Here is a 25,300-nt window from a genome sequence, read left to right on the forward strand (position 1 = left end):
TGTCGATAGCATGGCAAGTCAGTCGACGGTCGCCACCCACCTTTCTGAAGAGGAACTCTTCCAACGGTGGACCGACCGATGGGACCATTTTCTCGACGACTTTTCTGCGACGTCGTCCTCAAGTACGATTTCAGAACTCCTTCGTGATAAAGTGAAAAGTGGGAACGCAGAGCGAGCAATCGCCGGTGGCCACGAAGGGCGAGAGATTCTTGAACTCCTCCAGAACGCCCGCGATGCAATTCCTAGTGATACGGACGGTGGTCGCGTTTACGTGGGAGTGTACGACGAAGGCGTGCTCGTCGCGAACACCGGACGTCCATTTGATTTGTTCGATCCAGACGTCGAGGACGCCGTCACGATGATCGGTGAATCGTCGAAGGGGAATAGTGACCAAGAAATTGGACACAAGGGAGTTGGACTGAAGTCGATACTCGCAACAGGGGATGCATTCGAGATCTGGACGCGCCACGAAAGTGCTACAAACGAAACGCTTCGTACCAGGCTCAGTCGGTCGTACGTCACTGCTGCGTTGCTCTCGTCGTTAGGATACGACACATCTGGGTTCGAGCTTCGTGGCGCCGTCTCGAACGAAGCGATCCAGTCACTCACCACAGCTTCGGATGCTGATCAGCGAACCGAGGAGCTGACCCAAGACACTCGGGAAGACATTGGCAAGCTCCCGCTATTCGATTTTCCGGTTCCCCTGACGACCGCTTCTGGGGCAGACGATCCCGTTGCTGACCGGGCATCGGCGCTCCTCACTGGCGATGTCGACGAATGGTACGGTGACCCCTTCCGCACGGCTGTTTTCGTTGAGTACGAGGACACGGAGTGGCGAGACCTCCTCGAGGAGTTCGATATTCCACTACCTGAATCGTCCGACAGAGGTAGCGATGGTCGGGCCGAACGGCTGTGGTCGTATCTCTCGAAGGAGGCTGACGGTGAACGCGCGACGAGTGAAACGCTGACAGCCGAAACGCTCATCCAGTTTGGCGGGATCGAGTCATTGCTGCTCGAACGCGTCGACGGCACGGAGCAACCAAGCCGGGAGCGATGGGACGTCAACCGTACCCCTGGGCCACTCGATAGCGAGACAGTGCGTCATGAGACAGTTACGGTGGCTGTCGAGGGAACGGACACATCGTTCGCGGACGAGCAGTTTGACCAGTTCGGGTTTGCTGACGCCGACGCATCCACGCAGTTGCTCGTTCCGCAGACGAGAACTGAACGAGAGCGACCACAGGAATATCCGCTATACCTGTACTATCCGATCGAGAATACACGGGACGTTTCGCTTCCGTTCTGTCTCCATGGGCACTTCACGGTCGAGACAAATCGGAAGGATCTCAGTCTCAACAGCCTCGATGAGAATCAGGCAGTCCTCGAACGAGGAGTGGAGCTCGTTGCTCGAGTTGCCGAGGCAGCAGGAAGGAGCAACTTTGGCGACCGCTATCCGTGGATCCTCCTCCCGCCACCACCGAAGAGCTACCCGGACGACCCGAGTTCACAGGCGAGCTTGCTCACGTGGTTCCGTGCTGCAGTCTATGAGGAACTCCGTGAGCGGCCGTGCGTTCCCACAGTTAGCGATGAAGACGGGATCTCGACACCTGTTGTACCCGGTGAGTCGCTTCTGCACTGGGACGGCACCGTGCGCGATGGCTTCCTCGCACTGTTCGATGTGACTGACTCGCTTGATGAATCAGTTTCCGACGCTGTCGTCGACCGTCATTTCCCGACGAAGAAAACACTCGAAGGCTGTCATTCCGTCCCGGCCACATGGGAGGAGAGAATCGAGGCACTCCTCCGGGTTGACGATACGGAACAGTTCTCAACCGAGATTGCCCGCTCATGGGGCGCGATCCTTGGCAGCCACCTCGACAGTCAAATGGTCGGTCAGGATACGTCACATCTCGTCTGTGACTCCGGTACTGCTCGGGCACTATTTATCGGTACTATCGAGACGATACTCCGCTCTGGCTCGAACGACGACGAGCTGTCAGCGACGCTCGATATGCTCTCCTCGCATCTCGAGGGCGTATACCTCCTGCCCTGCCGTCGCACCAGCGAGAACGGAGTAGTCGGTGACGACGCCGAAGAAACACACTCTGAGAGTGATGCGGCGGATAGTACCCTCCTCGTTCCCATCGAGGCACGATCGGGGCCAAATCCGAACGAGCGTGGGACGAGCCGCACACGGTCAGTCATCTGGGACGTCAACTCACCGGAACGAGACACCCAACCGCCTGAAGTACCGCGTGAGAAGTCGAGTTTCCGAGTCTACTTCTTGGATCGAGCAGTCGAACAGAACGAACGGGCCCGTCGCGTTCTTGACCTCGCTGGTCGACCGTGGGGAGTTCGTGTCTACGATGGCACGCCGAGCTACTTCCGCGAACTCCTGGATACATTCGCGATGGACGACTCGACGCGTGTGAAGGCGCTGGACTTCTACTTCCTCGCGAAGCAGATCAACAAACTCGGGAGCGAGTCGACGGACCTTCAGACAGACGAGGGGTCGTTTGTTCCGACTGAATACGTGAAATCCGCGGTTGCACGGTCAGAAGGTGACCAGCGGCAAAACCTTCGCCGACGCCTGAATCTCCGAAATAATCGACTCACCCTCCCGCGAGAGGGAGGCACCCATTCTATCCGAGAAACGATACTCGGCGACGATTGGCAGCGTATCCGGGCGCTAGCCCACGGAGAGGATGCGACTGAAGACTGGGACACATTCGATGGGAATGCAAGTGCGACATGGCCAGCGCCGACTGAAGAGGCGTGGGTTCCGATTGCCGGTGCGCTTGAGACTGACGACGCTCACGAGCGAATCGCGAAAACACTCTCGTTGTTCGGTGTCTCGGTGCTTCCCGATATCCGGACGGTGTGGATGTATGGGTCCGGGCATCCACGAACTCGAGGCGGCGCATCCTGGGATCCCGTCGAGTGGTCTTCAGGCGACTTTCTGGCGGGTGACGGCGTCCCGGAGAGTGCTGACGCACTCCAGCGTTCCTTAGAAGATGCAGGAAACGTCTATCAACAGTGGATCACGGCGCCGGGAAGACATCCACAAACAACTGCCGAGCACTCCAACAAATGTAACGTCAAGACAGATGGCGTCCTCAGAGACGTCTTCCTCGCAACGTGGATCTGGTTCGACGACCTCGACGCAGTTCAGCGGCTCGGCGAAGAGAATCTCCTCGAACTCCTCCACCGGTACGAAGGCAAGTTCACCAAGTCGATTCTTGAGACGGGATGGACCTGCTCGCATGGTCATCAGCGTGACGGCTACGGATGGTCGAAGTCTATCCCGACGCTCCTGAACTGGCAGCTTCGCCAACTGGCAGTCTGGGACGCGACCGTAACAACGAATCCAGAACTTCAAGACCCCTGGGGAGATGACGCTGCCCGATTTGCCTACACAGTCGTAAAGACAGGGTCGCGTGGGGCTAGAGCCTCTCGACTCTTCCCGCACATTGATCCGGATGACCTCGATCTCTCTGAAGAACTGCTCCGAAAGCTGGGAGTGAAACCAGTCGGTTCGTTCGATGCAACTGAAGCTGCATGGCATCTTCACCGGCTCCTCGAAGTCCTCGCTGTCGACGGCCCAAACGAGGAACCGGTCGCTCTCGATATCCCCGACGACCGGGATAATGATTGGAACGCAGCTTACACGGCGCTCCTGGAACCAATTCTGCGCCAGCTGCCTGCAGAGGACCCAGCAGCAGAAGATGTCGACTTGCCGTTCCTGTCCCACCTCCCGATTAAGCGTAGCGGTGAGTGGCAAGTCGCGTCGCTAGAGTGGCTGGCAAAGAACGCCGACAAGGGTCGCTACTACGAGGATCAGTCACCGAAGCCGTGGGAACGCCGTGCCGTCGAACAGGGCGGACACTGGCTCCTACCCCGAACTGCGTCAGGGCCGTTTACCCGGCTCACCAACGCTCTCGGGATTGCGCGAGTCGACGCGTCGAAACCAATATTCGATGCGGACGAGCTGACATTCACGGACGAGTCAGTCGCCGAATTCCGTTCGGCACTCCGTGATCGGATGGTGCTCCTCGTTGCATCACTCGAACAGCGGAGTGAGGATCGAATCCGCGAATTTGCAGATGATTTAGACGCCGCAATCGCGGAGCTTCGAGTGGCTGAACAGTTCCCCGAAGCCATCGACGATGATTTTGACGCCCCGAAATCGGGGCTCTACGCACCTCGAAACGGTGAAGAAGCCTTCGTGTTCAATTCAGCAGCCTTCGACGACGGACTCACCCTCGCCGGGCTCGCGAACGCTGTCTCGCTGCTAGCCGAACAACCGACGACAATCGCAACGTTTCGGGAGGCACTCGACGACGACGTCTCACCAGCAGAACTCACGAAGAGATGGCAACGTCGAACCTTTCCTGTCGACGACGTCGCACGAGTTCTGGGAACGAGACGGCGTCGAGACCTCCGTCAACAGCTTGAGGCCATTACCTCCTTGGTTGAACGCTTCGATGGCGCGGTCGCTCCGACAGTCGATGACGTTATTGAAGCAGTCGAGAGCGAGAACGACACCGCAGTACAAGACTTCAAGCGGGCCATGTGCAGCGACGAAGCCACTACCTTAGATAGAACGTCTCCCCAAGCAATATTTGTTCGCGACGTCCGGGAGAACCTTCCTTCCGAGATCGGATTTGTTCTCAATCGTCTCTTTGGTGAGGACCGGCGTCCGTGGCGAGAAATAATCTTGGAGTCTGAAAGTGGGCACGAATCAGTGTTAATTGACTGGCTAGCAAAGAACGCGAGAGCGCTTGATGCGACATCGTGTTTCCCACAGTCTGTTCCGTCCGCTTACGTCCGTGTACTCGCTGTCATGAACGTTTGGGATCGGACGGAGACGACAGATCTCCACGACATCGATGTGTGGCGGTCACGGCTTCGCACCTTGTCGACGGAGTCAAGCGTTAAGTGGACTGATCGGCTCCCAGACCGATTACAGAACGAAGGTGCAGACGGCGAGCTATTATTCTACTATTCCCCCGATGAACGGTTCCAGTCGCAGATCGTCAACCCATTCCTTGAGAAACTCTCGGGAGCAATCGCGAGCGAAACAGCGAATCTGGAGGCAATGCTTCGACGGTATATCCTCAAGGGAGAGCTACCAGAAGATGAGGCTACTGTCTCTGCTGCTGATCATCAGGATGGCGCACTTGCTGACCTCCAGTCGGCTGCAATGAGTGGACAGCAATTCTCAACTGAGAGCCTTCTTGACTCCGGGTTCGACGTGCAAACCGCCTCGACACGGACGACTGGTAGTGGCGGTGGTGGTGGTAGTACGCAGTATCGCGGTCGGGGCCAGCAAGGTGAGGCTGCGACTCTTGTCGCAATTCTGGATGATACTGCGTCGTGGCTTGACGACCAACCGGTCGGAATGATTCGAATGGTTCGCTCAAAGTTCCGTGCGCTTTACGACGATCAGCAGAACGGGGACCACGATTGGCATCTCGAGCGAGTTTGGAACCAGGAACTACTGCCGCTGCTGGCGGGAGGCGGGTTGACTCGTGACTCCATTGTCAATTGGCGCGACCACCTGGGTGATGGACGGCTCCGAGATCACCCGCTTGTCAGGCTCTGTAACGTCACACTCGAGCAGGGTCCTGGTTTCGACATAATCGACCCCTTTGGGCCCTTGTCAGGTCCTCGCCGAGAGTTCGACATTGACCAGTTCGTTCCTGTCGAAGTGAAGGCCGTTGGTGGACGTTCCCCGCCATTCCACTTCCGGCTAACAACCAACGAATACCGCCGGTGTAAGGCATTCCTCCGAAACGACCGCCCGTATGTGATTCGTCTTGTCTATGTTCCTGCTCCTGGAACGTCCAACTGGGCGTCGGAAACAAAATTTGTCTCCGAAATCGTTCTCGAAGATGTTTCGGATGCCGAGTCTCTGGTTCGAGGGAATCCCTTTGAGGAGGTTGTAAAAGGCGGATATATGAATATGAGTGTAGACCAGTGAATAGCCTCTAACAAGCAGTTTGGTAGAGGAAGCAGTCATGCCCCTGAATTCAGTGAATCACTGATTCACTGATCAGCGTCTTGCTTTGCGAGCTCGCGAATCTTCTCTTTCGTTTCTTCTCGGTACTCGCCAAAGGCCACCTCGAAGACGCCGCGGTAGAAGTGTTTGTTCTTCTCCAGCGTAACGTCCTCGCGTTTCAGCTGCTTCTTCAGGCGAGTAAATGTGATTTCGATGTCCTCACTCTGCTCCGGTTCGACGTATATCGTGGCTGAATCCCAATCCTCGCGGATATTCAGCGGCTCATCGTCTGTTTCTTCTGCTCCACTCGTCGACGATTCGTCGCTCGTCGTGGCTGCGGTTTCTTGGTTGTTTGACCGTTGTTCAGTGGCCGCTGTAGTATCGCCACCCTCCGCTTCTGGTTCTGACGACGTCTCCGAACCTCCGTCCTCGGCGCTAGCGTCTTCGTCTTTCCCTTCGTCTGAAGGATCCTCGAATCGCTCGTCCATTCCTCGGGGCATACTTACGCCTCCACCTGCGTCTTGTCGAACGCTCGTTCCATCGTCCGTGCAACTTCCAGGAAGAGGTCACGCTCTACTTGTTGATCGTTCGGATCCTCCCACTCGAAAATATCTCGTCCGTTGTCCCACGCGCGCTGAATCGCCACTCGCATTGGGAGCTTGAAAATCGGTGCCATCGACGCGAAAGACTCGTCGAAGGCGTTGAGGAATTTTTTCGACTGACCGTCGTCCCGGTACATATTCGCCAGGAGTCCGACGATCGCAATCTCAATCTGCTGGTTGTCTTCGATGGACTCCAGCTGGTCCCACAGGTCATCAAGTGCGTCCCGCGACGTTGCTTGGGTCTGTGCAGCCAGGAAGACGTTCTGGGCCGCAATGAACGCCGCGTCGGTCAGTACGGAGAGGTCTGGTGGGCAGTCGATTACGATGAAATCGTAGTTGTAGCCGTCGTCGACCATCTCTTCGAGAGCGAGTTTCAGCGAGAGGCGAGCGTTCGCATCATCCATCCAATCTCGAGCAAGGCCCATGTCCTTGTGACTGGGAATCAGGTCGAAGTTCAGATGGTCGTATTCGTCGGCCTCGATCACGATCTCTGAAAGACTCGTATCGTGCGTGCGCGGATTGTCGACGAGTACGTCGAGCAGGTTCGCGTCATCGGTAACAAGTGTATTGGGGAGTTCGTTCTTCGGGCTGGAAGGATCGTTGTCGTCGCCAGGCCCCAGACCGAGGCCTTTCGTCATGTCGGCCTGTGGGTCCATATCGATTGCAAGAACATCGTGGCCGCGAGTTGCCAGCGCCGCTGCGCTGTTGATCGTTGCCGTTGTCTTTCCAGTCCCGCCTTTCTGGTTCCCGAAGGCAATCGTCGGGATACCGGTCGATGGTGTGACGCCCCATCCACGAGGTGTCTCGGTCATAGTTCGATCATTGAATCAATGACTCATAAATCCATGTCAGACACTCAGTCGTATCTCTCTTAACCTGGTTCTGCCGAATACGGGCGACAGAATAGCTGTAGAGTGCAATTCCTCGTTCTCTGTTCTCTATCACTGAATCATTGATTCTTGTATTCAATGATTCACAACATCCAGATTTCTTTGATTCATTGATTTATTGCGCGGGTTACGGTCCCTGAATCCGCAATTCAAGTTCTCAGACTCTCACTGATTCACTGATTCAATGATTCCATTACTCTTTGATTTCTTGACTCCCATATCTTTGTGTCGCCGTTGACTCTCTGAATCATGCAATCTCTGACTCACGACTTCCAGTACTCACTACTTCCTTGATTCTGTGATTCAATGATTCAAAGGATCAATTGTCAATCAAGGAGTGACCACGGAAAGGGTGGTAGATGATGCTACGTTCTCTCTCCGAAGGCTTCGTCCAGTTGTTCTCGCATGAACTCGCGCCGGACTCGACGGGAACGCGAGTCAGAGAGGTAATTCTGCATCACCACCCGAGGATCGCTACTCCCCTGCTCTGCAGCGATTTCGTCGACGCCTTCAAGTACACCTTCGAGTACTGCGGTATAGGTGTCGTACCAGAACCGACGACAGAGCTGCGGACTCGGTCGCTCTCCAGCGATTCGCTCCGGGAGACCTGCTTTCGATGCAAGCTTCTGGAACCAATTACGAATCGTATCCCGGGTCACGTACGGCGTTTCTCCTTGTGAGGACGGGAACAGGTATCCAGTCCACTCCTCGTCTTCCGCTAGTTCGTCGATCCGGGAGTCGAACACGTCCATCCCGTAGAGGAGAGACACCTCACCGGGCCCGTTCTTACGGCTACCGAACGTGATGAAGGGGACGTCGTCTTCGGGAACATCACGGTGGAACTGCGAGACGTGGAGTGCTGCGACCTCACTCGCTCGTAGTCCCCAGCCAGCTAACGCCACGATGAGCAGTTGTTCTCGCGTCGTGTCCGCCGCCTGCATCAGCTCCCGGATATGACTTGCCGAAAGGGACGGTGTCGGGGAATCTTCGACTTCCCACTTGAATTCGTCGTAGAGGCCGCTTGCAGGGTTCATCGAGGCAACCCGCCGACCGACCAGATGCTGATACCACGCGTCGACGACGCGCCGCACACGCTGGAGCGTCTGGGCACTGTACTCTCGTTCTGTTCCCTCGTTCAACCAGTCGAATGCCGCATAGACCGCGTCAACGGCTTCGTAGGCTGGATTCTCTTGGTCTCGTTGAATCGGTGTGAGGAGGTCGTCTGTACCGTTTGCCTCTCGGTAAGCACGGACGTAGAGATTCAGTCGCGTTCGGAGGGCGTCGACGGACGACGTCGCAAGACTGTATCGTGATTTCCGTCGGTTGAGGAACTGTTCGAGGGCGTCGATTGTCGCATCGTCCGTTGTTGCCCATGAGTAGCCTTCTTCACCGTCACCAAGCCCGAGGTCCTCGGCCCAGAACTCACCGAACGAACGGCCGTGATGGCGACGGAGAGCCGCGAGGAATGACCGGGCATCGTGATCTCGAAACCATTGATGGGTGGGTTTCTCTCTCGACGGGTCGATATCCTCTGCTTCGAGGCAGGGGGCGATCTCGTCCCAGTACAGCTCCGTGAAGTCCTCGAGCGAACACGAGGTCCATCGGACACTCTCGAATGATGGCACCTGCTCAGCGTCGGTCTCGCCCTCCTGTTCGACATCAGACCGACTCATGATAGTGTTCTCTGCAGGCTTCGAACGGTTGCAACTGGGTTTCTGCAGAAATTGGCTAGAAGCCCAATCGCGCTGCGGTATGGCGATTCTAAGAGTGGCATATTCGGGTTACTCAGCGTTTTAGTCGGATTCCTTATCAGTTTGTGGGTTCGGCTGACCGGGAGAGTCTGCTAAACCCACGACTAAACCCACGGGAAAATGCGCCAAGCGAATAAACTGTATGTTGCGATATGGACTTCTCGGGAGGATTGAGATTGAGATTACAATATGTCATTCTCTCCGATAGACATTTGACCACGGCAATTATTGGATTACAAAATATGGTGGATGTCGAGTCTGTTGCCGTATTCAGTTGCGAAATGGGTGAGGAAATCGAAAATCCGACCCCAGATCTTGTTGGTACACTTGACGGGGACGATTTAGTCACTGATGCTGGTGCAGAAGCCGAGCGTATTGTCGCAAGTATGCTGCGGGACACGCTAGGGCGACGTTACAATAGTGACGACACGAAGAACGCCCGAAATCACATCTTCACCGATGCCGCTCGCAGTGCATCGGTAAATCTTGAGGGGGAGGGCCGTACGACTGTGGAATTACTGGAAAAAGTTCGGGACGGGAGTGATATCGAAAGCGCTGGAGAGTCTCTTTCTCAGCTCTATCTTAATGAAGCACGCTCTGTCTCTGACCTTCTCATCTACACTCAATTTAGCGAGTACGACGAAACATTCGCAGCGATTCTGAAAACTCCCTATCTGGAAGGCGCTCACGAAATCGACCTCGACCACGAAGATACAGAAGCAGTCTTCACCGAGAACGAGCGCGTTATTCAAGAAGAGACCGACAAGAGCGTCGTCTATCCCAAGTACGACAAATTTGAGGAGGTAATCGACGAAGATAGTGCACAGCTGTATCAGGAAGGAGGAGCACAACACTACGCCAAGTATTGGTACGGCTTCCTGAATCTCAAAGCAGCGCCGCACCCGGACGAACTAGTTGAATCCGCAATCAAGCAACGTGCCAGCGAAAGTGAAACCTCGGCAGCTTTCTCCACGTATCAGGACTTCACTGATGGGGGTCCAATCACGCTGGATGATGAGGACGGAACAGAGGTAAACGTCGATCAGGGGGACGTTAGTGTTCGAATTGCAGGGAAATCGATTCGTGTGTCAATAAGCGAATTGCGTGACAGTGATAACGTCCAACTCGCACGAGACGGTGATCAGTTTTATCTGCTACTTTCTGATCTACAGCCGGAACTCACAGTCGGAAGTGGGAATGGAAAGCGCTCGTTGGTCGACGACCTGTCTAATGTTCCTGACATCCGAGACCTGTTCTAGCCTATTCAAATGACGCCTCGTGAGTTCATTCAAAGGATAGTCGCAGTTTCGAGTACCGGATCAGTCAATGATGAAGCCCTCTCTAATCTCTCGATCGATACTGAGGCCAGCTCTCTGTCCGAGGACACATTCAAAAATCTATTCGAGGCTTGGGATTCGTTTCCTGCGTATTTTAGCGGCTTTCGCTTGATAGCTGATGATCAGCGATTGTTCGAATTGTCTGGGAGAGAACTCAGCGTAAACGACGAAGGTCTACAGGCGCTCGCTGACCGCGATCTGGACCCTGCCGTCGATGTCGATTATTATCGTGATGGGTTCGACCGGTACTATCCAGATGAGATTCGGAACGCTGCTGGCTTGATTTATGAATTTGCATCAAAACTCAACGATGCGAGTACCCGCGTCACTATCGAGATAGGCCTTCAAAAGCGGACGATTGCCTCCGACCTTCTCGGCGATGAGTTAACTTCTGATTTTGATTTGAACCCTCTCCTCTGGTGGACGCCATCAGATTTCTTCGAATGGATCGGAAGTCACAGCCCACATGAGGTTGCAGCTGAGCTCTTCGAATACGAATCCTTCCCTGTGTTTCTCTTTCTTCAGAATGCTCCAGATGAGATCTTCCCCGTTCCAATGTGGACTGCGAGTAGCGTTGAAACACTCCCAAAGGAGGAAGTCGAGGAGGCTGCCGACCAATACTTTGACTCGATGTCTGCTTCCCGAAAATTCACTCACTGGCGTGGAGACCTTTCACCAATCCACCCTTCGGTAGTTGAGGGCCTCTGGGAAACCTGCGACAATGAACAAGTCTCTCCTCTCTATGCATACTCTCTCTTAGGAGTTCTCTCCGCAGCTGTTGACCGCGACGGTCAGACGATGCAGTTCCTATTCTCTAGTGAACCTGAATTCAACCCCCGGATTGACTTGTCCGAGCAATGTGCAGAGTGGGGCAGGAATGGAATCTGCGCGATTAGAGACCTTCATCAATCGTTTGAAGCTGAAGAGAAAAAAGACGCATTTCGGGATCTCTGGCAGTTGGCGATAACCGAACACTGTCGAGGTACGGAGCGTGGCATCGAGATGCTCCCAGAGGTCATTGAGGACGTTAAATCGAGTTACCAGGATCTCCAGGTATCTGCTGTCGAAGAAAATTTCGAAGCTCTAAGTGATGTACTTGAAGACACGCAGACTTTGATGGCTGGATTGACTGAGAGGCTTTCGTCGGCAGCCAATGAAACTTCTCAAGATATCCAACGATTGACGTTCACACTCCTTGGTGCAATCGTCGCGAACATCTTCTTGGTACTTCGATGGAGCGACCGAGATCTGGTGCCCCCGTTTTCGATTTTTGTTCTTATTGTGATTGTTGGGTTCTACCTCCCTCTCATTCAGGGGAGAATTGAGGACCTGAACGACACAATCACAGAGGTGAAGAACGACTACGAATTCTACGAGAAGCACATCCGCCGGTTCAACAAGGATCTATTCCGGTTTGGTGATCTGGAAGAGCGGAAATCAGCATACGTGGGGTTAGCTGAAACGCAGCGGCAGCGGGCACAAACCCAGCTTCGAAGAGTCTTCTACGCTCTACTCACCGTCTGGTGTGGATTGGCAATCTGGTCTGGGTTCGCATTTTCGTTCGGACAACCGCAGTCACTTGCGTTAGCGGTCTCTGGTGTCGTGCTCGCAATCCTTTCTTTCGCTCCCACTGATGGACCGTTCGGCCACAGCGGCTACGAGTATTTTAGCAGAGCAGCGGCGATAGTCACTCTCGTCATCATCGGCCTTTCATTCGTTTATCCTCTCCTTCCGCTGTTTATCGGAATGATCCTGAATTTCTGATTAGGCTGCACCGACGACACATTTTTGAAACTCACCTGAGTCCGATAGTCCGTGTCAATTACACGAGCGAAGTCTATTGATTCTCTCTACGAGGAATGCAAGGATTTCGACCTTGTGCTCGTGCCGGACGCGCCGATGGCAAGCGCCCTGAACCGGCGTCTCGACCAACCCCACTTCGGGCCGTTCGCGATTACCCCACGGCGCCTGGCGGCTCGACGCCGAGAACAGGCTGAGGATCGACTCGCGTTTCTCGAAATCATCGAGACGACGGATCTCAACTGGAAGGAGACGTCCTATGCGGTCGGGAACATCCTCCAATGCTGGGAGTACCAAGGGACGGCTGAGGCTGTTCTCGACTACGAACAGTTCGCGACGACGGCAACGCACACCGCTGTCGACTGCATCGCCGATATGGACACGACGTCCAAGCGCCTCACCGAGTACAGCATCGACGCCGACACGTCGGTCGCCGTCGTCGGACTCAAGCAGCTCACCGAACTCGAACGCTCGATCCTTCCTCCAGACTACGAGACGGTCGACCCGTTCACCGAAGAGTCGTTCGACCATCCACCGTTCCGAATTCTCTATTCGCCGGCCGCAATCGTCGACGTTGTCCTCGACACGGTCACCCCCGAAAACGCCGGAGACGTGGCTGTCGTCCTCGATGCAGCCAGTCAATATTCCTCACTCATTGAGTCGGCGCTGGAAGCCGCAGATATTCCATACTACGGTGGTCCAGGGTTCACCGACGATGCACGTCACCGAGCATTCCTGCAGCTGCTTCGAAGTGCGCACGCTGGCCGAGATACGCGGGTTGGCGACGTTCGACCACTCCTCACCCAGCTCGGGATGTCAATCGATATCGAACACGACGAGAAGCGTCTCTTCGACCTCGACCGCCCGGAAGTGGACTGGCTCCTCGAGTTCCGTGACGAGATTCGCACCAGCACGTTCGAGGAAGCCATCGACGTATACGAGGACGTCACAGACACCACCATCGACGCATTCAGAGAGGAACTCGCGACCCTCGGTATCCTCGACGACCCCGTCACCGAATCGGCAGTCGACCGGCTCGAATTCTATCTACAGTCCTACGAAGTCCCTGTGGACCGCGAAAACGAAGGTGTCCTGCTGGCCGATGCGAAATCGGCCGCGCACGTCGACCGCGCCGTGGTGTTCTATCTCGGCCTCGACGAAGGGTGGACGCATTCGTCGCCTCGTCGACCGTGGGTCAACCGGGATCAAGAGTTCGAGCGGAACATCCGACAGTTCCAACTCCTGCTCCAGAACGGAGTCGACCAGTACTACCTCGTGCAGGACACCGCCGGTGGGACGCCGGTCACCCCGTGTCTGTACTTCGAAGAGCTGTTCGAGGAAGAGTTCGACCGATTCAGTGACTTGGACTCACTGCAACACTCACGAGCATTTCGACCAACGCAGGACGGGTTCGAAAGAGAACCACTCGACGTCCTTCCTGAGGAGGTCACCGCACTGAGCCAGTCGAGCCTGAACACCTACGTCAACTCCCCCCGCGATTACTTCTTCAGCCGAGTCGTCGACAACCCGGACAAAGAGCACTTTAGGGAAGGGAACCTGTTCCACGACTTCGCAGAGTTCTACGTCTCACATCCGGACGTCATCACGACGGACACGCTCGACGAGGTCGCAGCAGTCATTCTCGACGAGGTTGACCCGTTCCTCCGCGGCGTCGACCGGGAGGTCCGACTCACGAAATACCGCGTCGGGCTCCAGACCATCGTCGAGTTCCTCGATGCAAACCCGCCTCAGGGTGATGGTCTGGCGACGCCTGATAGTGGCTGGGGAGAGAACTTCTTCGCTGAGTATTACGACCGCCCTATCGACGCGTCGCACACTGAACGCCGGTTCGAGAACACTAACCTCGGGTTGAAGGGAAAGATCGACCTCGTTCACAGCCCTGCCCGACTCCTCGACTACAAGAGCGGCGCAAAGAAGTCGGCATACTCCGTCGTCAAGCACTCGGCGCTCGACCCACCGAGCGACAAACCGAATTTCCAGGCATTGCTGTATCTCGCTCACCAGCGCACTGAGCGCCCGGATGAGGAACTTCGATTCACGTTCTTCCACTTCCTCGAAACGCTCGACGATGTGGTGACTGGGGATGGGTCTCTCGAGGACTGCCTCACGACGGTCACCTACTACCCTCACAGCTACGAGGAGTATATCGCGAGTCCGGCTGTCTTCACCGAACTGCAGGAAGATGCCGCGAACGACTGCAACAAGACTTTCTCGAAGTCGACATACGAGGTGTACCAAGCGGTGTTAGATGCGTACGCGTTCCCGGACACAAGCGATAGCGACGAACTCATCGAATCCGAGTTCGGCAGAGCGCTCACTGAGCGACTGATTGCTGATGTTGGCGACTACAAGTACGTGAAAAACGGCTGCAAGCAGGCCCTGAGACACTTGCTCCGTATTCGCAACCAGAACTACTTCACTGGCGACGTGGACGCATTCGAGCAGTTCGTCCGAGATCGTCTTTCGGAGTTGAACGACCGCCGTGCCGGGGACGAGCGCTTCCCGGTTCAGGGACTCGGCGGCGACCCGAACTATCGCTACGTGGATAACCGAGACTGCATCCTGGAGGGTGGTTCGCGATGACCGCTCCGAACGACCAACAGCAGGACCTCATCGACAGTACACAGGGCATTCACGTCGTAGACGCCGGCGCGGGGACGGGGAAGACGTTCACCGTTACCCGTCGATACGCAGAGATCGTCGACCAGGACGACGTCGAGCCCGAGGACGTCCTCCTCGTGACTTTCACCAACAACGCGGCGACGGAGATGCGAGAGCGGATCGTCGCCAACTGTGACTACGGAATGCGGGAACTCGCTGACGCGCCGATTCAGACGTTCCACAGTCTCTGCCACGACATCCTCATGGAACATGGCTTCGAGGCACCGACACTCCTCGGCATCGACGACCGGATTACGGGGTCCACACGCGTCCTCGAAGACGAGAACGTCGAGAAGACCCAGTTCCGCGAGTTCATCCGTCGATTCAGCGACGACCACCCCGAGTACGACGACTTCTTCCGCGCCGTCGAGGAGCCGGTCGAACTCCTCGGGTTGATCAATCAGCTCGCAGCAAAGGGTGTCTTCCCGACCGCTGATGGCTGGTATCGAAACGGCGAGCGGCATTTGGATGGCGACTTCGCGGCGTTCCGTGAGATCTTCGACGAACTGAATCAGCCCCGGAACGACGGGAACAAGCAGTCCAAGCTCCGCTCGAAACTCGGGGGCTACGGGAACGACAAATGCTACCTCGCAGACGCGCCCGAGGAAGACGAGATCCGTGGCGGATGGGGTGAGAAGCAAGTTCCCGCTGCCGTCGCACGACTGGCGTTTGAGGAACAGCGAGAGGGCCTCAAGAACTTCGTCCACGACGTCTATCACGAGTACCTGCAGTTCGCCCTCAGTCGGAACTACCTCAACTTCAGCTTCCTCCAACTGTTCGCGTTCGTCCTGCTCTGTGACGACCACCGACTCCGCGACGACGTTGCCTTCGAGTACGTGATGATCGACGAGTTCCAGGACTCGAGCGAGATCCAGTTCAAACTCGCCCTCCTGCTCGCGGACACGAACAACGTCTGTGTCGTCGGCGACTGGAAACAGAGCATCTACTCCTTCCAGTACGCTGCCGTCGAGAACATCACCGAATTCGAGTCTCGCTTGGATCGATTCGTCGACGAACTCAACGAGGACCACGAGCGAGTCTCGTGGGCGACACGCCCGATCATCGATATCGAACTCGTCGAGAACTACCGGTCAACACAGGCCATCCTCGACTTCTCCGAGCACAGCCTGATCACGCCCGCTGCGAGCAAGGACGACGTCGACGAGGCAGCCGTCCGAGACCGCATCGTGGCGCTCTCCTCGAACGCCCCGCACGAGAACTCCCGCATTGAGGCGATTCAACACGAAGACGAACACGAGGCCGTCCTGACCAAGATACAGGAGATCGTCGGGAACGACGCGTATCAGATCGAAGAGGACGACGAACTCCGTCTCCCGGAGTACGGTGACATCGCCGTCCTCACCCGGACTCGTGACTTCGGTCGGGAACTCCTCTCGGTTGCCGAAGAGTACGGCTTACCGATGGCGTACGAGGGTGGCATCGAGTTGTTCCGGTCCGACCCGGCGAAGCTTCTGCTTGCGTGGCTGCGGATTCTCGAATCCGTCGCGGATAGGGGCTGGGCCGTCGTCCTCGAGGAAGCGGGCTACACGCTCGACGAGGTCAAACACGTCCTTGAGAGTGAGGAATACCCCGCCAACATGCAGACGTTCAAGTCGGAGCTTGCGTCGCTGGAGACGGTCGGTGGGGTTGCCCAGCGCGTGTTCTCCCAGTACGACTACAACGGGGCGTATGCCGACGTGCTGCTGACGACGATACAGTCTGTCCACAGCGCGACGACGTTGACACGAGGTGACCTCATCAGGTTCATCGAACGGGGCATCGAGGACGGAAGCACTCACGAAGTTCACGCGAGCGCCGGCACGAACTCGGTGACGGTCCAGACTATCCACGCGGCAAAGGGACTCGAACACCCCATCGTCGTGCTCGCGAACATGAACTCCCATCGCTTCCCACCGTCGGGCGGGAACAGTAACGCGATCACGTTCGACGATCCGATCGGACTCCGTCAGCGGAAGGTCTACGCGGACGACCACGGGTATCCGCACATTCACGACAACTGGCGGAGCGACGTCCTTCGGAAGTGCCTGCCGCGTGGGTACGATGAAGAGCGACGCTTGCTCTACGTCGCGATGACGCGGGCTGAGAGCCACCTCGTGTTCGCTGCAGGCGAGAGCCCGAACACGTTCATCGAAGAACTCCCGGTCGACCTTGAGGAACTGGAACCCGACGTTCAGGAAGCCGACATCACCGAGACGACGCAGGCGCACTTGCAGATTGCTGTGCCGACGCCGGACGGTCCGGTCGGACACTCGCCACACACGCTCATGCGCGACGATGTGTTCGAGGACGTCGACGACGGGAGGGGGACAGCGTTCGGAACGCAGACCCACGAGTTCGCTGAGCGGTACGTGCTGGAAGGAGAAGTCGAACCGTCGAACGACGACGAGCGTCACATCAAGTCGTTCCTGGACTCTCTCGATGGAGAGTTGCGAGTTGAGGAGGACGCGTATCTCCCGCTCACTGTCGACGGCGATCAGGTCACCATCTCAGGAATCGTCGACCTCGTTCACATTCGTCCTGATGCCGTCGAGATCATCGACTTCAAGACCGACCTTGGGCGACACGCCGAGGATGAGTATCGGAAGCAACTCAGCGTGTATTATCACGTGTTGGATGAGTGGTTCCCTGACCGAGACGTGACTGCAGGTATCTTCTATACTGCCCAAGGGGATCGCGTTGACATTGATCCACTCACGAGAGCGGACCTCGTCGAGTTAATAGCTGAAGAACAAGGTTTGGAAACCAGCGCTGCCGAATAGATCTCGCTGTACTCTCTAAATAGCCTCTCGAACGGCGTCGTCGAACGCGATCAAAATCTGTTCGGGGACAAATTGTTCGAAGGTGACGGACCCATCAGCGAATCCAATCGTCACTCGAGGATGTAGTGGTTCGCCTGTTTCTATCGAACGAACGTCGGTCGGGAGAGATACGAGGCCGGTGGCTGCATCAAGCTCTGTGTCTCCGCGTCGAAGCAAGTCCTCGACGATTGAGTCGACGCGGACGTCCGAGATACTCCCCGACTCGGGTTCTTTTGAGCGAACCTCGATTTCTCGGGTGTTATCGTAGGCGTTCGTATTCCGGAGTCGGAGGGTCGAATAGCCATCGACGCAGGCGTCTTCGAACCGGCCTCTGAATCCGTTATCCAAGAACGAGACTCGTGTTGCGCCATCCAGCTCGAAGTAACTCTTGAACGCCTGGACGGTCGCATCTGCGGTTCCCCCGTCTGGGGCACGGATGGCGAGGAGTTGCGTTCTCGGTTTGAACGTCGCGACGGTCGTCGGTCGATCCTCCTTCGTGAGCGTCAGCTGTGCCTGTGATCCCGTATCGGGGACGTTGCAGACGACGAAGATTCGATCGTGCTCGCTCGTGACTGTCTGGACCTCTGACCCGTAGACGCCGGGCGACCCGACGTCACCGACTCGCCCCGTCGCGCCCTCTGGCGACACCTGGTGTAATCCGTCTACGAGATAGTAGTAGACCGTGCGGGCTCCCGCGAATTGGAGCTGTGATGCGGCTCGTCGCAGCTGGATCTGTGAGAGTTCGTTCAGAGCGTCGGCGAAGCCTCGATTATCCACGTCCATCGAGATGTCTGCTGCCTGCAGGACGCGTCGACGAGCCGCTTGTGAGGGAAGGCTCCTGATGAGTTCTTGGGGAGAGGCGTCGTTTTGGGTCGGATCCAGAGGGAGATTCATACTCTTCATCTCAGCACCAGTATCTTACAACTTCTGCCATCTCTGGAGTATCTCGAACTGAGTCTCGTGTCGATGCAGTGCATTAGTCAACGGGGGAAGTCCGTTCCTTGATCCCGTTTCGGTGAATCGTGGGTTTGTGACTTTGCGGGATCCATGCAAGTGGTTATACGACAGAAGGGTTATGATTAGCTTGACCCATGAGCCTCGATGAGGCGGTCGACGAGGCGCTGGCGATGTGCGGGATGTCGCGCAGCAAAGAGGCTGAGGAGGCGGGACGAACTGTCGCCACGCTCCAAGACTGACGGAGCAACTTGGTCGGGGTACCGACTCACGAGCGGAACCTCTCTGCGTGAAGCGTTCTACCAGTGGTTGCGTATTTTTATATGGCTCCTGCGGAAAGACTCGGTAAGGTCGACTAATGTCTAAGCAGGAACATTCTGAGGAATCAGAGGGGCGTTCGGAACTCCCTATCGAGCGTGGTTTTCCGATTGAGCGGGTAAACGAGATTGCTGCGAATGAAGGGCGGGCCCGGCAGCACTATCGCCCAGTATATACAATGCACAAGTGGTGGGCACGAAGACCGGGTAGTCTATTTCGGGCCATTACTCTGTACTCACTATTAGATGATAATACGACTACGGATGATGTTGAGGTCTATGAACCTGGAGATAATCAGACTCTAGGACAGAATGGTGTGAGTGAGGACGGGCTGGTAGAGGCAATTAGCAAGGTTTCAATGGAAGATCCGGAGACTCTCTGGGACTTCTATCCAAAGGACGTTCGTATCAAGGACAAGAAAATTCTCGACCCATTTATGGGTGGGGGCACATCACTCGTCGAGGCTTCGAGGTTTGGAGTTGACTCGGTTGGTGTTGACCTAAATCCAGTCGCATGGTTTGTTACGAAGAAGGAGCTTGAAGCTGGTCAAACAAGCGTAAGTCAACTGGTGGAGGAATTCAATCGGATAAAATCTGATGTTTCGGAAGAAATCCTAAAATACTACAGAACCCCGTGTCCCAATGGGGACCATGACGCGGATGTAATGTACAACTTTTGGGTGAAAGAACTTGATTGCGTCTCCTGTGGTCACACTATTCCACTGTTTAAGGATTACCGAGTTGCTGCTGGCCGCTATGAAAACAAAGGAAAATACAACGTTCTCTGTCCTGGTTGTGATGAACTTACGCTAGTCGATGACTGGCAGGATGATAGTGTGTGTGACCAGTGTAAACACACATTTGTCCCGAAGGATGGAAGTGTCTCTCGAGGAGGATACTATAACTGCCCTGAATGTGGACAGAAAGAATCTGTTACGGACGCAATCGCTGAACTTGGAAAGCCCAACTTAAAACTCTACGCTGTAGAGTATTATTGCCCATCTTGTGACAACTCAGGCGAAAAGAAGAGTTCCTACAAAGGCTATAAATCCGTAGAAGCAGCTGATCTGCAACTTTTCGAGGAAGCAAAACAAAAGTGGAATACGCGAACTGACTTGCACAAATATGTGCCTGATGAAGATATTCCACCGGGCCATATGACTTCTGAACGGAATCCTGTCTTTGACCACGGATATGGGAAATGGACTGATATGTTCAATGAACGGCAACTTCTGTCGCTATCTACCCTTCTAAAATCGATTGAAAATGTGGATAACCAAAACATCCGTGAATACCTGTTACTGGCTTTTAGTGAATCTCTCAATTTCAATAATTCATTTACTGGATACCAGGCGAGTACAAACAAAATTCAGCATCTGTTCAAAACGAATTCATTTGATCCGCCCCAGCAACCCTGTGAGGCGAACCTTTGGGGCACGAAGTATGGGATGGGAAGCTTCCAGAAGACGTTCGAACTCGTGAAGAAGGGGATAGAGTATGCCAATAGTCCTACTGATCGATATGTAGATAACGGTGACACCGTTGAAACAGAGCAATTTGCTCAACCTATTGGCCTCAATTCAGAAGTCTACCAAGACGACATGAGATCTATAACTTCTGAAAATGAGTATGACGCAGTAATTACTGACCCACCATACTACGATAATATCATCTACTCCGAGGTGGCAGATTATTTCTACGTCTGGCAGAAGATATTACTCGAAGGCGAATACGCAGGATTTGATCGCGATAAAACACCGCGTGTAGAATCCATCGTAACAAACCCGTTCTTGGGGAAGACTGCTGAAGACTTCGAACATGAGATGGGACAGGCCCTCGCAGTCATAAATCGGACACTGAAAAAAGACGGGACCCTCGCATTCACCTACCACCACAGTGATGGTGAGTCCTGGGGAGAGCTTCTAAAATCGCTCTGTGAAAACGATTTCGAGGTAACGGCAACTTATCCGATCAACTCTGACCTACACAAGTTTATCGGGGGGGAAGCTGTCTCATTTGACATCGTAATTGTCGCAAGACCGACTGATAGTCGCACTCCGATCTCGTGGAATCAGCTTCGCCGGCGAATTGTAAAGACCGCACAAGTAGCACGCGAGACGCTTGAAGAAACCCGAGAACTCACTAGTGGTGATATTGGTGTCATTGAGATGGGGAAATGTTATCAGGAATACTCGAAGCATCATGGTGAGGTTCGTCGAGCTGGCGAAATCATGAGCGCAAAAGAGGTTGTTCAGGAAATTTACGGAATCATTCAGGAGGGCGAACGGGGTGAGCAAGATGTATATCTCGATCTCCTGGAAGAGAGGAAGCCCTCGTATAGCGACTTAAACAAGCATCTCAAGCGCTCCGATGCATCCGAAGAGAGGATGAAGGAAATGAGGCTGTTCCGAATGGAAAGCGGTGATTTCGTACTTTCTGATTGGAACGATGAGAAACGCCAGGCCTACGTTCAGAGTCGTGTAGAAGAAGGTAACGGCGACCTCACGAACCTCGATAAAGCTCACTTCCTCCGCTATCGGTATGAGCATGACCGATCCCGTGAAGAATTCCTCAGCAAGTGGGATATGGACAAGCTTCAGGAGCTTTGTGAGGATCTTGCCGCAGTTACAGGTGATGAAACATACCTGAAGATGTTAGGCGTCGATACCACTCTCGCGGAAATCTCTGACGAGTAGCTGACTAACTAAGAGTTCCTTTTTTGTGTCCTCAAACTTCCAGACAAAGCTGATAGGCCACCCTCTCCAGGAATAATAACATTACTATGTCTTTAATAACTCAATAGGGACGACAAATACTTGATTGAATGTATTAGTCCCGGCAAATCCGATTTTGAATACGCACTTTGATAAGAGAGTCACCCATCGTGTCAATCATACATGAGCGCGGAAGGAACTCGCAAATCCATCGATGATGTTCTGACACTCAGTCCGGAACTCACCGAGGGCGATGGCCTCATCAAGGGCCAGATTCGCCTGTACGACGTCGAAAGCGACGCGGAGACGCTCGAATCCGACGCACGGCGGTTCTTCGACCGCACGCTGCTGACGGGCGGACTGGAGGATTCGATGAAGCGCCTCCGGGATACCCTCCAGGGCGAGGACAACATCCGTCTCCACGAAATGTACGGTCCGTACGGGACCGGGAAGTCCCACCAGATGGTGGCGATGTATCACTGCTTCAAGTCGCCGGACATCGTCGGTGACTGGGCCAGTGACCGCATCGAAGGACTCGACGATGTGCTCCCTGAAGACGCACTCCCTGTCGTCGTCTCCCTCCAGAAGCAGCAGTACGAGTACCTCTGGGAACCGCTCTTCGAGCGCCTGGACTACGAACCGAACGAAGAGGAGTACGACGAGGACGGTGGCTACCCGACGATCGACGTCATTCAGGACGCCGTTGGCGACCGCACCGTCGCGTTCTTCATGGACGAACTCGAGGACTGGTTCGGCTCGCTCACTGGACGACGCAAGGAGGCGAACCGTGGCTTCCTCCAGGCGCTCTTCGAGACGACGTCCCGTCCGAACACGGAGTTGTTCGCGTTCGTCTCTGTGCTTCGTGAGGGCTCGGGCGTTCACGACATCCTCGCCCGCGAGAACGACCGCGTGCAGGTCAACATGTCCAACCAGGTCGACATCAAGGAGGTCCTCCGCCACCGTCTCGTCGACTCCATCGACGACCGCTCGGGTATGCGGGCGCTCGTTGACCAGTATATCGAGGCGTACGCGGATACGGACTACGTCGACCTCCCGAGCGGGCTTCGCGACGAGATGTACGAGACGTACCCGTTCCACCCCGTGCTCATCGACTCGATGAAGACGCGGTTCTTCGCTGAAACCGAATCCGGCGCGACTCGCGGGATGCTCTATCTCTTCGCCCGCGTTCTCGTCGACCGGTTCCAGGAGACCGACCTCATCACCCACGGCGAAGTCGATGCGGTGGACTACAACGACGAACTCACGCGCATCAACGTCGAGCACTCACGAGCGAATTGCTGTTTCGACGACATCACCGACCGACTCGCTGACGCCGACATCCCGTATGGACGACCCATCCTCAGCACGGTTCTCATCTACTCGCTGACCCCCGGACTCGCTGAGGGAGCAACGACCTCGGACATCGTCATCGGCACGTACCACGCTGGCGACCGCATCAACGACATCATCGTCGATCTCGAACGGCTGCAGGGAGAGGTCTACCACCTCTGGCGCTCCGACGACCGCTACGTCATCCGCGAGGACGAAAACCCGCGCTCGCTCGTCAAGAACGCGGCACGTGATGTCGAGGACGACGAGGCGATGGATCTCATCGGCGACACCGTCGAGAAACTGTTCGGCTCGGGGGCCTATGCAGTCGGATTCAACACCGATGGAACGCTCGAGAGCGTCCCAGACAGCCAGAATATCAAGGTGGTCGTGAAGAACGGCCCGTGGGATGAGGAGAGCGTTGCAGAGATTATCAAGAACCAGCCAGCTGGCCGTCAGTGGCGCAACACGCTTGCCTTCGTTCAGCCGAAGAACGGCAAATCCATCTCGCCGACGTCCCAACAAGAGAAGTTCCTCGGGAAGGCGAAGGAGGTCATCGGTGCAGACCTCCGGAAAGCAGACGAGAACCTCTCCGAAGAGATTCGAGACGACATCGAAGATCTTCACGAAGAGTACGAGGGCGAACTCCTCAAGCGACTGGAGAGCGCGTATGGTGAACTCATCGACGGCGACGACCTCCTCAACGAGTTCGACTACGCCGCCGAAATTTCGCTAGAGAATCGGGTCGCAACCGAGCCAGTCCTGAACGCCAGCAACATCGCTGGTGCAGTCAAAGCAGACCCGTTCGACCTGCAGCGTCACGTCTGGGATATCGTTCAAGACCGCCTCAAAACCCGATCCGAGACGACCATCGACGACATCTACGAGCAGTTCCTGATGAGTCCGACGTACCCGATTCCGGGAAGCGTCACGGACATCGTTCAGGCGGTCGAGAACGGATTAGAGGGTAAGCCTGTTCTCGCACACGATGGGAGCGGTTTCAAAGACGAACTCCGCGGCCTCACACAGGATACGGTGCTCGTTCTTGAGAGCGACGTCGAGAAGTGGTCTACTGACGAGGTCGAATCCGAACTCCGCAGTCAGTTCGGTGCGGGTACGAAGGAAGTCGATCTCGGCACGTTCGAACTCGAGCTTCGACAGCGAACGGACGTGTGGATCTACGACCAGAGCCCCGAGGACGCCGTTAAGATGGCGGCTGGACGACTCGCGAACGCAGATCACTACGTCCTCGTCAGTGGCAGTGAAATCCTCGACAAAGTCCGCTCCGACGCCACACTCCGCGATGTCTCAGACGCCGAGACGATTGGACCGAACGAGGTTCGATCTCGGATCGAGGAAGCGATTGAGGCTGCGGGGGAAGCCAACACCAGCCAGGTTCTGACGGCAATCCGTAACGACCCAGAGGTCTATCTCCCGAAGGACGATACCGATTCCGCGTTCCGGAGCGCTGTTAGCTCGCTCCTCTCGGATGGCTACAAGATCAAGACCGGTGGCGACTACGTCAGTACCCTCGGTGACCGTGAGCCAACGTCTGTCGTCGTCGCACCGATGGTTGCCGACGACGTCGGCGAACAAATCTTGGACCATATCCGTGGCCTCGACGAGGAGGAGACGTTCAAGGTTCAGTCGATCCAGACCAACTGCGCACCGAGCGAGTCCGAGGCTGCAGTCAAGCACTTCCTGCTCGCCAACCTCGGGAAGAGTGACCCTCACTACGTTGTTGGTGCCACCGGCTCAGAAGACCCTGCAGACTGGTTCCCGGGTGCTGGGTTCCGCATCCCACCGGAGGAAGGCTGGACCTTCGAGTATCAGGGCGATAGTCCGGCAGAGATGCGGAAGGAATGGAATGACTCCCACGAGTCCGGGTCTGTCTCCTACGGTTCCCTCTCGTTCAACACGAACGGCGACGGTGCTGCACCAGGTGGACTGCAAGGCATCGCGGAATTCCAGCTGGCACACGCAGACCTTCAGCTCGAACTCGGTCAGTCCCACGAGGTCGTCGCCGACATCCTTGAGAACATCCCGGAGGCCGCTACTGGCATCGACATCACCATCCAGTTCGAATGACGCACACGTTCAAATA

11 protein-coding genes are annotated in these 25,300 nt (G+C 55.7%); 7 read left to right on the forward strand and 4 right to left on the reverse strand.

From position 1 onward, the window contains the following. The first annotated feature begins 10 nt into the window (after nucleotides 1–10). Nucleotides 11–5,983: a sacsin N-terminal ATP-binding-like domain-containing protein gene (locus BLR57_RS15845; RefSeq protein ID WP_089699173.1), complete on the forward strand. Its 5,973-nt coding sequence runs from the start codon at nucleotides 11–13 to the stop codon at nucleotides 5,981–5,983. 65 nt (nucleotides 5,984–6,048) lie between these two features. On the opposite strand, the gene BLR57_RS15850 is transcribed toward BLR57_RS15845, so the two are convergent. The 3 genes from BLR57_RS15850 to BLR57_RS15860 form a co-directional block, all read right to left on the reverse strand. Continuing rightward, nucleotides 6,049–6,489 carry a DUF8160 family protein gene (locus BLR57_RS15850; protein WP_170830682.1) on the reverse strand — a complete coding sequence of 147 codons (441 nt, stop codon included), beginning with the start codon at nucleotides 6,487–6,489 and terminating at the stop codon, nucleotides 6,049–6,051. A gap of 14 nt (nucleotides 6,490–6,503) precedes the next feature. Continuing rightward, complete coding sequence (locus BLR57_RS15855) at nucleotides 6,504–7,415, reverse strand: ParA family protein (protein ID WP_089699176.1); 912 nt, start codon at nucleotides 7,413–7,415, stop codon at nucleotides 6,504–6,506. 443 nt (nucleotides 7,416–7,858) lie between these two features. Continuing rightward, nucleotides 7,859–9,166 carry a tyrosine-type recombinase/integrase gene (locus BLR57_RS15860; protein WP_089699178.1) on the reverse strand — a complete coding sequence of 436 codons (1,308 nt, stop codon included), beginning with the start codon at nucleotides 9,164–9,166 and terminating at the stop codon, nucleotides 7,859–7,861. Between the two features lie 230 nt (nucleotides 9,167–9,396). Between BLR57_RS15860 and BLR57_RS19500 the strand changes: the two genes are divergently transcribed. The 4 genes from BLR57_RS19500 to BLR57_RS15880 are packed head-to-tail and all read left to right on the forward strand — an operon-like array spanning nucleotide 9,397 to nucleotide 17,843. Beyond that, entirely contained in the window at nucleotides 9,397–10,503 is a 1,107-nt protein-coding gene (locus BLR57_RS19500) for a hypothetical protein (RefSeq protein ID WP_170830669.1), read from the forward strand. Between the two features lie 9 nt (nucleotides 10,504–10,512). After that, nucleotides 10,513–12,345 (forward strand): AI-2E family transporter, encoded by a 1,833-nt coding sequence (locus BLR57_RS19770; protein ID WP_244510059.1) that lies wholly within the window; start codon nucleotides 10,513–10,515, stop codon nucleotides 12,343–12,345. A 51-nt stretch (nucleotides 12,346–12,396) separates the two neighbouring features. Further along, a complete protein-coding gene (locus BLR57_RS15875) occupies nucleotides 12,397–14,985 on the forward strand; it encodes a PD-(D/E)XK nuclease family protein (RefSeq protein WP_170830670.1) in 2,589 nt (862 codons plus the stop codon). Continuing rightward, nucleotides 14,982–17,843 (forward strand): UvrD-helicase domain-containing protein, encoded by a 2,862-nt coding sequence (locus BLR57_RS15880; protein ID WP_089699182.1) that lies wholly within the window; start codon nucleotides 14,982–14,984, stop codon nucleotides 17,841–17,843. Before BLR57_RS15875 ends, BLR57_RS15880 begins: the two co-directional genes overlap by 4 nt. A gap of 15 nt (nucleotides 17,844–17,858) precedes the next feature. On the opposite strand, the gene BLR57_RS15885 is transcribed toward BLR57_RS15880, so the two are convergent. Next, a complete protein-coding gene (locus BLR57_RS15885) occupies nucleotides 17,859–18,776 on the reverse strand; it encodes a hypothetical protein (RefSeq protein ID WP_089699184.1) in 918 nt (305 codons plus the stop codon). Nucleotides 18,777–19,194: 418 nt separating this feature from the next. Here BLR57_RS15885 and BLR57_RS15890 point away from each other — a divergent pair, with 418 nt between their 5' ends. Next, a complete protein-coding gene (locus BLR57_RS15890) occupies nucleotides 19,195–21,849 on the forward strand; it encodes a DUF1156 domain-containing protein (protein ID WP_089699186.1) in 2,655 nt (884 codons plus the stop codon). A gap of 201 nt (nucleotides 21,850–22,050) precedes the next feature. After that, nucleotides 22,051–25,284, forward strand: a complete 3,234-nt coding sequence (locus BLR57_RS15895) for a DUF499 domain-containing protein (RefSeq protein ID WP_170830671.1) — start codon at nucleotides 22,051–22,053, stop codon at nucleotides 25,282–25,284. Nucleotides 25,285–25,300: the final 16 nt, after the last annotated feature.

The sequence above is a fragment of the Halogranum gelatinilyticum genome (genome assembly GCF_900103715.1).
In the GTDB taxonomy this organism is placed as follows: domain Archaea; phylum Halobacteriota; class Halobacteria; order Halobacteriales; family Haloferacaceae; genus Halogranum; species Halogranum gelatinilyticum.